General features: G+C 57.0%; 8 protein-coding genes. All 8 read right to left on the bottom strand.

Annotated features, from left to right (window positions below):
• Positions 1-218: 218 nt before the first annotated feature.
• The 8 genes from LAO20_11630 to LAO20_11595 all read right to left on the bottom strand — a co-directional run bounded on the left by LAO20_11630 (position 219) and on the right by LAO20_11595 (position 12,861).
• A complete protein-coding gene (locus LAO20_11630; GenBank protein MBZ5532073.1) occupies positions 219-2,999 on the bottom strand; it encodes a hypothetical protein in 2,781 nt (926 codons plus the stop codon).
• A complete protein-coding gene (locus LAO20_11625) occupies positions 2,992-3,801 on the bottom strand; it encodes a protein phosphatase 2C domain-containing protein (GenBank protein MBZ5532072.1) in 810 nt (269 codons plus the stop codon). Before LAO20_11625 ends, LAO20_11630 begins: the two co-directional genes overlap by 8 nt.
• Before the next feature lie 17 nt (positions 3,802-3,818).
• A complete protein-coding gene (locus LAO20_11620) occupies positions 3,819-4,511 on the bottom strand; it encodes a VWA domain-containing protein (GenBank protein ID MBZ5532071.1) in 693 nt (230 codons plus the stop codon).
• A gap of 835 nt (positions 4,512-5,346) precedes the next feature.
• On the bottom strand, positions 5,347-7,101 hold the full coding sequence (locus LAO20_11615; GenBank protein MBZ5532070.1) for a recombinase family protein: 1,755 nt from the start codon (positions 7,099-7,101) through the stop codon (positions 5,347-5,349).
• Entirely contained in the window at positions 7,091-7,513 is a 423-nt protein-coding gene (locus LAO20_11610) for a DUF2924 domain-containing protein (protein MBZ5532069.1), read from the bottom strand. The genes LAO20_11615 and LAO20_11610 overlap by 11 nt, the downstream gene beginning before the upstream one ends.
• Before the next feature lie 325 nt (positions 7,514-7,838).
• On the bottom strand, positions 7,839-8,183 hold the full coding sequence (locus LAO20_11605) for a hypothetical protein (GenBank protein MBZ5532068.1): 345 nt from the start codon (positions 8,181-8,183) through the stop codon (positions 7,839-7,841).
• Positions 8,149-8,610 (bottom strand): energy transducer TonB, encoded by a 462-nt coding sequence (locus tag LAO20_11600; GenBank protein ID MBZ5532067.1) that lies wholly within the window; start codon positions 8,608-8,610, stop codon positions 8,149-8,151. The genes LAO20_11605 and LAO20_11600 overlap by 35 nt, the downstream gene beginning before the upstream one ends.
• Before the next feature lie 12 nt (positions 8,611-8,622).
• Complete coding sequence (locus tag LAO20_11595; GenBank protein MBZ5532066.1) at positions 8,623-12,861, bottom strand: hypothetical protein; 4,239 nt, start codon at positions 12,859-12,861, stop codon at positions 8,623-8,625.
• Positions 12,862-12,874: the final 13 nt, after the last annotated feature.

Below are 12,874 nucleotides of genomic sequence, written 5' to 3'. Positions count from 1 at the left end.
TGTTAGCGCAAAGGCTTCCTGCAGACCGGGCAATGGGCCTTTTCAGAAATGAAGATCACGCCGCTGTACACGCAGCTCTTACAGATGAAGTGACCTTTTTCACAGGTCTTGCCGCCACTGACATCGTGCTCTTTTCCACAAGCGTCTCAAATTCTTCTGGACATCGTCTCTCCTCTTGTCTTGGATCGTAGATCCGTCTAGTCGTATTGGGCTCGGGTTCATCTGTTTACTTCAAAATTGCCAGACCAGGTGCATTGGTTCGACCGAGGTTCCTCGGCTATTGTCCCGCGGATCTGGTTTCCCGTAAGGGTGCCCTGCAATGAGCCATCAGGTGGCCGATGGCCATAGTCGATGATCACAGCGAAGTGTGTTCCATCCACAGTCCCTGCAAGCCGGCCGGTTGTAATACCTGGCCCCGACAATGTCCCAGTCACCTGGCTCCCGCTTTGCTGCAAGTCCAGCCTGATCTGCTGCGGGGGATAGGGCGGCTGGGCGCACGACTTCACGGTCGGGTACCAGATTCCAGACCAACTACTACTCAGGCTCATCGCCCCAGTCTGACTCTCTGCCAGGGTAGAAGTCGCCGCCGGTGCGATGACAGTGAATGCAGCCGATGAGACTCCGTTTTGATTTGAAAGATTGTTGTGAACAAGCACTTCCGCCAGGTAGGATCCGGCGGAAGAATTTGCCGGCAGCTTAAGGGCCGGCCATGAGGACCAGGCTGACGGATCATTTTTGTGCGCGGAAACCCTTCGTCCGGTGGAGGTCAAAACACCGCCAGCGCTGTTCTTGAGGTTGACCGTAAAGTTGAGATCTATCTTGCCGTTGCGAGCCACATTGAGCGCTTCCGCGTAGACACAGATTGGGTCGTTCGGCCGGAATTCCGACTTTGGCGTAAATCGTTTCCAGCCTGTGGCCTTGCTGCAAGTCGCAATTGTTCCCAGTTGAACGGGCGGCATGGTCTGCGGGGGGATATTCACCCGATCTTTCAGGGAAATGCCAGTAAAGATTACCGCGGCAGCGAGCACCACGCTGGTCAACAAGGCGGCCACGGCAGCGCCGACCTTCCCGGCGTGCCGGCCAACAAACAATGGGCGAGCAAAGAGGTCTAACAAAGCGCTGACGATAAGGCCCCATGCAATGATGGAGAAAACCAAAGGGGCACGCGCCTGCAGGACACCGATGACCGTACTGCCGATCACAAAGGTCCCGCATCCGCCAAAAAAGCCGCCACTCCGCGACGCCGCGATGGTGGCGCCGACCAAACCCACAAGTCCCGCGATCGCCGAGACCACGACGCGAGAAGGAACATCGACAAGCAGGTAGTAGTACAAAACGTAGCCGAATAGTCCGCCCAGGATTGCACCCAGGGTAAAGACACCAGCGCGAAAGCGCGAGAGCGCTTCTTTTTCGATCTCAATCGAAACCGACACCTGGACTTGCGCGCGACCGCCATTCGACTCAATATCAATGCAACCCAGATTGCTTGAGCCCAGCGGCAGCTTGGATGTGTCCGCGTGGAAGGTGTGTTCCTGGCGATGCCGCGTTGGGTCGATGACGCTTTGCGACGCCTTGAGCCACGCCTGCCTGGGCAAGATCTTGCCTTGCAGGCTGCCCCCACCGACGTTGCTGATGAAATAACTTCCGGACGCCGGACTGCCCCGGCGAATTTTTTCAAAGGTGAAGTTCACCCTTGAAACCTCAAGTTTGGGAGTGCCTGCGGACACCGCTTTAGCGCCACCCAGGCGCCGTTGCTCGGCTTCGATGGCCTTCTTGATCTCTTTTGGCGGAATCTGCAGCTCCGCGCCCCGCGCCAGCAGGAACAGCTCTTCCTCTGGGGTCAGAATGCCATCGGCGAAAGCCACCTGGATGAACGGCGTGAGGTGCTCGATCCGCTTGTCCAGGCTATCGGCCTGGCCGGAGTGCGTGTCGAGCGCGATCTGGTGGCCTACCGGACTCAGAAAATGATCATGGCCGGTGGACTTCTTTAGCGCACACCATGGGCAGGCCCGCAGGTGATCCAAATAACAATGATTCTGGTTGTTCGGGCACACAACGAAGCGGCCCTTGAGTTTGATGAACAACTGGTGCCAGTCGCGCGCGTTGGGACGGGCCGCGGGATCACGATGGCCGGCGACAAAGCACTGTTCGAAGAGACTGCGAATTTCCGGGTGCAGTAATTCGTAGGGCGGCGCGTGGTCTGGCGGAGCAATGTCCCGGGTGCGCATCGCGTAGGCAAAATGCCCGCGCTTGATTTTGGCCTCAGTATTGTCCGCCCCTTCCACCAGCTTGCCCTTGGCCTGGTATGGATGCGTGCCTTCCATCAGGAGTTGGAAAAGCAATACGCCAAGAGCGAAGGAATCCGAGGCAATCGTGCGGTCCACGTCTTTGTAGTCCCTGCCGAGCAGCTCAGGCGCCGAGTATTCGCCTTTGCCGACGCCGCACCTGTACACCTTGGCTGACTTCGGGTCCGGCACCTGAAATGAATCGCAGTCAATCACCGTAACCAGAGCTTCCAGAGCGATTAGGAGATTACTTTCATTGATGTCCCCCACGCAATAACCCAGGTCATTGATGGCCGCGATCGCGCTGGCAGTGTTGCTGGCAGCCGTGAACAGGTGCTTCCAGGTGAACACCCCGCCAAATCTCTTGGAGCGCTCTTGCCAGTCTACGTACACCAGGGCCTTGTGAAATCTTTTCATGTCGATCCTGGGCATCAAAAATCCACCCAGGTTCTGGCGCGCGGAATCGCGATACAGCAACGCGCTCGGCCATGCAATAGACCGGTGGCTGGAAGTCTGGGGAGCGGGGTCGATGGGAGGGTGCTCCACCATGATCCCGAGCTTCCTGTGCGTGTCGTCCGAAACCGCCCTGGGATAGAACTTAACGCAATCGCGGTCATTTCCCGGATTGGCAAAAATGACACCTTCACCGCCGCTTCCGATTTCAAGCGACAGCGAGATGGGCTGGCCCTGAGTGTTGTAGAGTTTTTCAGGCATGACGCGCGTGATTGTGGACTACGGCGATGACGAGCGTTTTGTCATCGTCAGAGTTACTGCATATTTTTTCGCTGGCCAACAATGCCTTGATTTCCTCCCTCGCGGTTTCGGCATCGGCTACATCGCGGGCAAAGCTGAAGACTGGCCGGAAAAAGCCTTCGAACGGGATCAGCCCCGTTTCAGACTTTTTGAACGCAGCCCGCTGGCACCCGTCAGTGAAGACCGCAATGCCCTGTACTCCCCCGTCAGCCGCCGCAGTCCGCAATTCCCGTTCCCAAGTGGCGCTGGTGAGCGGAACCACCTCGTTCGCGAATTCAGATTCCCCGGGCTCAGAAACCGTTTTGAATCCCTCTTCCAACTCCGCCACCACTGCGCCGTCACCGATGTGTCCCACAGTCAAGCGATGGTCCTGGAGTAATGCCAGGATCAGGGTGCAAGCGAGGTCTTTCAATTGGCACCCGGACGCTTTTTGGTGTTCCTCCAAAAGGTTACGTGCGGCGCGGGCGGCGCCTCGCACCATTGCTTCGCGATCAGCCTCGGGTCCTTGCTCCAACATGGTTTCCAATTCGCGGATGGCTGCGGTCACCGCCAGCGCGGCTCCGGTTTCACTCAGGGAGGCGCTGCCAAGTCCATCAGCGACCGCTACCAGAATGGCTCCCGAGGGCAAAACCCGATACGCACACGCATCCTGGCAAGGCAGGTCCATCTGCACGTGCAGTGGTCCGATCACCGATGCGCCGAATACGCGATTGAATTCGGCGGTCGAATCAGGGCCGACAGTTGCGTTGCCTTCTGAAGCCATTGCACACACCGCCGCGACTAAGTCGACGCCGCGCCCCAGCCGGCAGCAACCGGGTTCTCCAGAGCCACCGTGTCATTGATCTTGGACGACGAAACTTTGGCCTGGCTCTTTGACAGCCACTGAAACATCTCTTTGAACTTCGTCCCCACCAGACGCACCGGAGGACGGTTGGGAGGCGCAATCTGGGCCAAGAGATGGGTTTCAGCGGAGTCCACCGCTACCGCGAAGAACATGAACTTCTTGCCGGATTCACCCTCATGAACACACTGCAGTACCTTGTTCCAGGTTGAATCGCCAACCTGCATATCCGTGGGAGCGCCGTCAGTGATCATGAAAATCCAGGGCCGGTAATAATCGATGCCCTGCGATTTGTATTGCTGTTTTCGCTGCTCGATCATGTCGGCCGCCGTAAGAATCGCCGCCCCCATGGGCGTAGCCCCGTTCGCGGTCAGGACCGTCGGCTCAAAATCGTCTATGTTGCTGAAGCCGTGCACCACCTGGACCGTTTGCCCAAAGGAAATCACGGCTAGATCGACGCGCTTGCTGGCTAGGTCGTCCTTGGATATCTCTTCCTTGAAAACCTGCAGCCCATGGTTAAGCTGAGAAATCTTCTCGCCATCCATAGATCCTGAAACGTCGAGCAAAAGAACCGTTGCACAATGCGGCTGGGTCGGATTACCGATCTCGATTCGATCTGCAAGGCTGGACATAGCTTCTCCTCCTCCGTACAAGGGAATGAGCATCTCAGTTTTGCTAAATCCTGAAACCTGGTTAGGGGGACCTACTTCACTTCTTATGGCCTAAGACGCTACGAGTCCGATATTGGACCAATTGGGAAATCACCAAGCAGGGTAATCCGGAAAAACTCTTGTGTGGAGCCCGGCCAGTTCCAAGGGGATGTAGTTGACAACGATACTCTCGCGCCAAAGATTCTTCAAGTAGAATTGCATTGACTGATTCATTATTTCAATTTGCAAGATTCTGCCAATTGCAAGTTCTTGCATTGTCGGTTTCTCGGCAGGGCAAGCTGCAGGATCTAGGCCCGACCTCGCCGTCGAGCTTGTTTAAGCTTTGCTCGCTGGCTACTTTCCCACAAGCGTGCCAGGCGAATCACAACGGCTACAAAAGCCCCGGCACTTCAGGGCAATGCTTCAAGCCTCTTACAATCTGCCATTTCCGCAACATTGCCCTCCTACATCAGGAGGGTCCGCAGCAAACCGACAAGACAACTCATGGCCTGGCGGCATATGAAATCCTGGATATCAATCAGGCCACCAACAGCTTTCACCAAGACCAGGGCACAAGTCGATTACGAGAACTGGACGCTATCTCAGCTGAACGAGGATTTGGGCCAAGGCAGCCCACTGCACGGTGTACTGCAAGAGCTTGCCGGGTCTGAGTTGGGTATTTTATTTCACCGCGGGGTTTTGATATCCTTGCGCATCTTTTTCTGCTGAGGTTCTACAGTGTCTGAAGCGCCGCCTGCTCTGAAGCAGTTCTCTGGGACTGAAGCACCGTCTCCTCTACAACAGTTGATGTATGGCCTTATCTATCCCGCGGTGACGCTGTTTGCGGGAAGCCCAGCTGCTTACGTTGCTCGGACCAGGCCAGCGGTAAACCGCGCAGTAATTTCTGGACGGTCAGATCTGCGGGCTGACGTCCGTCGAGAATGGCTTCTACAATGTCAGGGGCGAGGAATGCGCAGTTTAGAATTCGACCGGCATAGTGCTCATCGAGACCCGTCAGTTGGGCGATCGATCGCAGGCTCGCCAGCCCTTCGCGGATGATCTTTTCAGGCCATTGATGGGCGCGGGCGACGGCTTTGATCAGCGATGGAACGGGTCGCGAGGGTGCTTCAGTTGCGAAGTCTGGCGGGACAAGTAGCCGGACTTCACCGCCGCAGCGCTTCAATATCGCGTCGATCTTGAGTTTAAAGACATCCCGCATTCGCCGTTGAACGGGGTGTTCCCGCTCCGTGAGACGAGTTGAAGGAGCACCCAGCAACGCTTCGCGTAGCGCGGCCTGGATTATCGCTACCTCCAAGCTGGTCTCATGTACAACGATTCGCTCGATCACGCCTCTCAAGAACTCCCGATGTTCAGCTGGCGATTTGGCCTGCCAGCTCTTTGCTAGGTGCTTCCCGGCGGTGATCAACGATTTGCTGATCGCAGCACCGTCCGACTCAATGCCAATTGACTGGAGCAGTTGTTCGGGTGAACTTAGAAGGGACTGGATCCTGCGGCAGACAAGACCCTCTATTTCCTCTGCCGGGATCCTGGTCGGACCGCCCTTGGCAGCCATTCGATGATGAATTACGACCTGCGAAACATAGTAGCGATACCGTTTACCGCTCTTCACCGCATGCGAGGGAGTAGACCGGTTGCCCTGATCGTCGTAGAGCAGCCCTACCAATAGACTCGGAGACTTTGCATTGCCACCATTGCGACGGACCTTGTTATTGATTCTGAGCCGATCTTGCACTTTGTCCCATAGTTCCTGGGGGATGATCGCGGCGTGATCGCCCGGGTATGTTGCGTCACGATGAGGGATCTTGCCGAGGTAAATGCGGTTTTGCAAAAGGGTGTAAAGGGCGCCACGGGAATAAGACATGCCACCCGACTTCACCCCCGACGCGCTTAGCCGCGTTTTGCTCTTAATTCCATCTCGGTCGAGTCGGGCCTTCAGCTTGGCGACGCAGCCAAGTTTCAGATACAACCGGAAGATCTTCCTGACCTGATCGGCCTCAGACACATTGACGATGAGCTTGTGTTCCTTGACGTCATAACCGACAGGGACCCGGCCGCCCATCCACATGCCTTTTCGTTTTGAGGCAGCAATCTTGTCGCGAATGCGCTCACCGGTGACCTCACGCTCGAACTGCGCGAAGGAGAGCAGGACGTTGAGTGTCAGGCGTCCCATGGAGCTGGTGGTATTGAATTGCTGGGTAACGGAGACGAAACTGACCTGCCTGGCATCGAAGCGTTCGATGATCTTGGCAAAGTCGGCCAGAGATCGGGTCAGGCGGTCCACTTTGTAAACGACTACGGTATCGACCCTCCCGGCATCGATATCAGCCAGCAACTGACGAAGGGCAGGGCGCTCCATGGATCCGCCAGAGTAACCACCGTCATCATAGTGGTTCCCCAGGCAACGCCAGCGCTCGTGACGTTGACTGGCAATGTATGCCTCACATGCCTCGCGCTGGGCTTCCAGGGAATTGAAGGATTGTTCCAGACCTTCTTCGGAAGATTTCCGAGTGTAAATGGCGCAGCGGATCACAGATTTGTTCTCAGCGGCCATTTGCTGCACCTGTGCCCTTGGAAGCTCCGGCCTTCAAGCCGAAGAAGAGCGGCCCCGACCAGCGAGTGCCGGTGATCAGCCGGGCGATTTCCGATAGGCTCCGGTATCGGCGACCCTGGTATTGATAGCCCGATTCCTCGATGGTCACGGTGTGAGTCTTGCCCTGCCATGAGCGGATCAGGCGGGTTCCCGGTTTGGCTCGGGCAGTGTCTGCGATGGCGGCCTTCGGGTTGCTGCTCATGGAACTCGCGATCTGGTGAAGCCGTTTGCGGATCTTGGGATTGAGGCCGCCGTAGGCTTCCTCCTGAATTCTGTACGCGAGGATGCGGAGCATTATTTCCTTGCGGAGACGCTTTGGTGCGTCTTTATTGAAGAGTTCCTGCCACTGCTTACGCAGGGCAGTTTTGGCCATTCCGGGCAGAATTTTGAGCTGTTCAGAGACTTCCACTTTTAGGTCACATCCTTAATGCATATGGGGGCACTACACAGTGACGCTCTGCCTGGGCAGACAGTCAAGCTCGTTCTCTCGCTTACTTTTCCTAGGTTTAGCCCGGCTCCTGTTGGCCATTGCCGGGACAAACCACCGACGCGATCTTCAGGTGGTCAGAGAAGTAGTAGAACACTCCCGTGGGCGCGACCAGATCGCGGCGGGCTACGCGCTCGCCGCCAAAGATCACGTACTCGCTCTTGAGCGTCCCCGCCTAGTCTGACTCCGCCACGATCCCTGGCGTCATGTACTAGTACAACGTCCCCGCCGACGCCCCAGCGCCGTTCGACTTCTTCACCCGGTTGCCGTCGGCGTCGTAAGTGTAGGTGTAGCCGCCGGCGCCAGTGATGCGGTTTGCCTGGTCGAAGGTGTAATCCAGATTGGCCGTGGCGTCGTGCGTCATGTTCTCAGCCGCGTCATACAGATAGTCCGGCAGGCTGGTGGCGCGGATCCAGTTATGCGCGTCCGCGGTCAACAACATGTTCTCCGCGCCGCACTTGGTCACAGTCTTCTGCAGCAGGTTACCCCGGGCGTCATAAGCGTACGAGTTGCCCCAGTACTCAGTCTGGTTGTGCAGGACCTTGACGCTGAGCACGGCAATCGCTGCATGTGGGCTTGGTTGGCCTGGCGGTCACTTTGACTAGACGCGGAAGTACCAGTTCGATCTTGGGGTTTTCCAAAACTGGCGTTTCTTTTCCCTTGATCTGATACACATACGTCACAAGAAACGTAGTATCAGTGGTCGGCTCAAACTGCCAAGTTTTCACGTTCTCTACTGCCGGGTTGGATAGAAACGGACTGCCCGATGACTGTACCTGAACATTGGTGACTGAACCACGTTCGACAGTAACTTGGATTGTCACTGAGCCCTTGATGTGAGCAGCAAGCGCCACGCGCGGATATGTGGGCATCTCTGCGCGGGTTAGAATGGGATATTGCCTGGCATTCGTCGTTCTCGTCTTGCTCTGAGCAAACGCTGATGCCACCAAAACGAAGAGCGTTACTAACATTCGAATCTGCATGTCCACTCGTTCCTACTTCGGAGGTGTGAGGCTCGGGTACAACGTCGGGCCGGGATTCTGTGGCGTTATGCCGCCATAGCCATTCGCCGGATTAGCAAGCAACCGATTGATGGTGTCTCTTGCCTGCGTGGGACTAACGCCAACTCCGAGTGCGCAAGGGTCTCGCATTCCGCAGTTACCGTATCCCCGTTTTTCGTTTTCAGAAGACATGATCGACTGAGTGACCACATACGCCTTAAGCTCTGTCTGATACTTGCTCAGATTCTTGGAGGCGTCGAATCCTCCAGCAGCAGTAATCGAAGCTGCAAAGTCTTGCGCATCCGCAACATGACTGCCTTCGTGACCTACAGCCGCATCCAGTGCCGCACCGCTGAGTCCGTCCCTGAATGTCACTGTTTCAACTGCCCGGATCTTGTTCGGGTCTTTTGGATCAGCACCAAGGTCGTTTTTCGTAATACCATCGTTTCCTTTTCCAGGATCGCCGAATTTGACAGTAGTACCGTTATCTGTGTTCTTGTCACCGTAGGCTGATGCTCCTCGCACTACGTTCTCGTCTTTGGACTTCAGATCATTCTGCCGAGCTTTCTCGAACGCGATGTCCTGTTTTGAATCACACTTCGCACTGTCCGCACAGATGTACATCCCCGTGGGATCGGTGTAGCGGAGCGCATTGTTTCTGACGTATGTGTACTTGTTAAGACTCTGCGGATCGAAAAGTAAGCCGCCGAGCGGATCGGAACTTATGAACCGTCCCAGCGTGCTTCCGTAGTGCCTCGCTCTGAAGTAATCCAGTCCACTCTCCAAATCCCGTTCTTTACCGGTGAACTTGTATTTGTTTCCTCCCGTGCTGCTAACAACCACCTCAGTCCCAAACGGATAGTAATCCGATTCTTCCTCAATCGCTCCCGCCGAGCTGGCCACGACGCTGGTTGAACTCAAATGGTCAGAGAGATAGTAGTGGACGGAATTTGCCGGCAGATCAATGCGCGCCACGCGTTTGCCGCCGAAATAGATGTATTCCGCGGTGAGAGTGCCGGAACCGTCCGCCTCAGCGACGATATTGCCTGCACCAGACCAGTAGCGTTTCAGAGCAGCACCGGTGCTGGTGTTCGACTTGAGGACCCGTTCGTCATTAGCGTCATAGGTGTACGTCATGCCTGCGGTGGACAAGAGCCGGTTCTCCTGGTCGTAAACGAACTGCCCAGGCGCGGTGTAATTGGTCATATTTCCCACAGCGTCATAGCCCAAGCCGGCCGCATGGTTCTGGTAATCGCCGGCGTGCTGGAAGTTCCCGCCGTTGGCCTTGTTGGCCATGGGCGCGATCATCAAATTCCCCCACGGATCAATCGAGTACGTCTCACCCCAGGACATGGCTCCGGTATTGGCCGCCGACCAGCCGGACGTGAGCCGGTTCAGCGCATCATAGATAAACGACTGGGAACGCGTCGTGTCCCGGTAATTGGTTATGCCCATCACGTTGCCGTTGTCTCCGGCTCCCAAGTTGTAATTGTAGCCCCGGTCCATCAGGTTGCCGTGGTTAGCCGCGTCTGTGCAGGAACCTGGAACAGACCCCGACGAGTACGCGGTAATCCGGCAAAGCTGCAGGCGCGGGTTGAACAGGAAGCTCTTGGTAATCCCCGCAAAAGACGTGCTGTTGCCGTTGACTAAACTGGTCAGGGAGCTGGCGGCGTTGTAGGCCGCTGAGGTCACATAATTGGCGCCGTTCGAGTCTACGGTAGAGACAGGCCTTCCCACGGAATCAGGAGTGTAGGTCACAATGCGCCCGCTGGGATACGTCATGGTCTTCAGCGAACCGTCCAGGTTGTAACCGTAGCTGAGCGATTTGGAGATGCCGGAGATCACCCGCGTCTCGCTCGTCATGCGACCCAGGGGATCGTAAAAGTAATCAGCCGTCCCCGCCTGGTCCACCAAGTGAGTCAGCTTGCCGTTGGCGTTTGTGCCCGCGTCGTACGTGTAACTCACGACCGCCGTGGTGATGGGGCAAGCCGGAGGCGCGTAGGTATGCGCTGCGTAGTCGCGCTTGGTCACACGATGCAGTTCGTCATAACAGTAGCTGATGGTTTGGGTGGCCGAGCCGGTTTGGTTCGGAGCAGGCGAGGTCTTCATCAGCAGCTCGCTGTCGTTATCGTAGGCGTAGCTGATCGTCCCCGACTCCGGATTCTGCGCTGTCCGCAGCCGTCCTAGAGAATCGTAAGTAAACAGACGCGTACGCCACTGCGTGCTGTCCGAGGGCGCGGAACCCTTCTGGTCCACTCGGAGCAGGTCTCCGAGCGCGTCATACTGGTAGAGCGTTTGCATAGCGATCCCCGGCGATATCGCAGTGATGCCAGTCCCCGCGGACCAAAGAGTTGCTGCGGGAGTCTGAGCAAGGTCATTAATAACCAGGTTGCCGTCGCTCTGCATCAGCAATTCAAAGTGGCCATTGGGAGAAACTATACACGATCCCGTTCCAATTACGCCCGTCCAACCCACGCCAATACCCACGTCGCAACTCGGATGAGCCAGCTGTGTCCAGTTAAATTGACCGGTCGAGGTGCCGCTGTTCCACACCGACCTGTAAATAATGACGCGTCCGTCATCTTCCATATTCAGGCGGTTGGCATTGGTTCCCGACGTGCCGCTGCTCCAGAGAGCGACACCGTTACTGGCGTAGACGACAAAATTACCGTCAGTTTGCAGAATGGCATAGGCACCTGGATGCCCGGATGTTCCTGGCCCCCACGTGCCGACATTGTGGGCGTAATCGTAAATGAAAAAAGTGCCGTCGCCTGCCATCAAGAGGATGTACTGTCCGTGGGGCGAGGAGATGCACTGATTTGCATTGAGCCTCTGGCCCGCCATCAAGTACGTTCCGATACTGCAGGATGCAGGGGCGAAGGGTCCGGGACTCGGAGCGGCATACGTGCCTATTTGCCATTTGAACAAATACAACACCAGGTTTCCGTCGTCTTGCATATAAATCGGGCCAGGCGCATTCGTACCAGCCGTCCCGGTCGACCAGAGCACCGTATTGGTGGGACTGTAGAGAACGAAGTTTCCGTCAGTCTGCATAGTGGCGTGATTGTTCTGCGCCGGAAGAGTAGCCGTACTTGGTTCATCCACTTCTGCCAGCCGTCCGAGAGCATCGGAGCACGTACGGCGCTGCTTGCCCGCTTCATCTGTGACAGTGATGCAATTGTCCGAATAGGAGACGGTGCTGATGCTGCCGTCCTGTTTAGTGGTGTGTGTCACCCGGTCCAACGCGTCGTACTGCATGGATGTGATGCCGTAGGTGGGATCGCTGGTGCTGAAATACGGGTTGGTGACGGACGCGACGTGGCCTGCAGGGTCGTAGACGGTGTCCACCGTGGCCGTGCCGCCGGGCATGGGATGCTGGCCCTTGTTCGAGCGACCCAGACCGTCAAACACGCTGGTGGCTGAATCAGTGAGCGTGCTGGTGATGGACCGGGTGCGGGTGACCGACCAGGGCAGAGACGTGGTGGCGTAACTGAGGCTGGTGGTAGCGCGGGCGCTGCCGTTGGCCAAGTCAGGCGGCGCCTGCGCCGAGGTCATGCGGGACATCAGGTCGTAGCCGTAGTTGCTGGTCTGGCCGTTTTGGTCAGTGAAGCTGGTCAGCAGGCCGGTGTTGAAATCATAAGTCCCAATGACGCAGTGGGTGACCGTGCCGGTTTGCGGCGAGCAGGTCTGGGTGACGTACGCGCCCACGTACGCCGAGTCGTAAGTAAGGGTGGTGGTGTGCCCCAAGGGGTCAATGTTCTGATACGGTTCGCCGGTGTCATACCAGTTGGTGTGGCTGGAAACGAAGCTGTTCGCGGTGTTCAGCCAATGGCTGAGGGTGGTCAGGTTGCCGCGCACCGCCGCCGGAGGCGCGACGTGCTGCGTGGTGATGCCGCTGGCGGTAAGATACGCGGCTTCGTCGTAAAAGGGGTCCGTTTCCGCGATGCACGATGCGGTCCCGCCGGCGGCGTTGATCGGGCACCCAGATTTGGTGTTGTTGGCTGCGACCGGGTCAATCACCACGGTGGAAGCGGGCAAGTCCACTATGTGCGCCGTCAGATAAGAGCTGTTCTTCTGCCACTGATAGACCGTGTCAGTCTCGCGCAATAAGGCACCTGGACCGGAGCCAGGGCCGCCCGGCCCCCAGTCGTAGAGCTTTTCCGTAACCACATTGCCGAAGATTACACCCGTAGAAGATTGCGGCGGGTCATAGCTCTTCGTGACCTGGGTCATCTTGTTGCTGGGA

Source organism: Terriglobia bacterium (assembly GCA_020072815.1).
Classification (GTDB): Bacteria; Acidobacteriota; Terriglobia; order Terriglobales; family Acidobacteriaceae; genus Angelobacter.
The sequence above is the reverse complement of the archived record's forward strand: the minus strand, read 5'-3'. Positions and strand labels throughout refer to the sequence as shown.

Excerpts from the sequence above, each read along its gene's own strand:
- LAO20_11630 (MBZ5532073.1), bottom strand. The coding sequence starts at position 2,999 with ATGCCTGAAAAACTCTACAACACTCAGGGCCAGCCCATCTCGCTGTCG.
- LAO20_11625 (MBZ5532072.1), bottom strand. The coding sequence starts at position 3,801 with ATGGCTTCAGAAGGCAACGCAACTGTCGGCCCTGATTCGACCGCCGAA.
- LAO20_11620 (MBZ5532071.1), bottom strand. The coding sequence starts at position 4,511 with ATGTCCAGCCTTGCAGATCGAATCGAGATCGGTAATCCGACCCAGCCG.
- LAO20_11615 (MBZ5532070.1), bottom strand. The coding sequence starts at position 7,101 with ATGGCCGCTGAGAACAAATCTGTGATCCGCTGCGCCATTTACACTCGG.
- LAO20_11610 (MBZ5532069.1), bottom strand. The coding sequence starts at position 7,513 with ATGGCCAAAACTGCCCTGCGTAAGCAGTGGCAGGAACTCTTCAATAAA.
- LAO20_11600 (MBZ5532067.1), bottom strand. The coding sequence starts at position 8,610 with ATGCAGATTCGAATGTTAGTAACGCTCTTCGTTTTGGTGGCATCAGCG.
- LAO20_11595 (MBZ5532066.1), bottom strand. The coding sequence starts at position 12,861 with ATGACCCAGGTCACGAAGAGCTATGACCCGCCGCAATCTTCTACGGGT.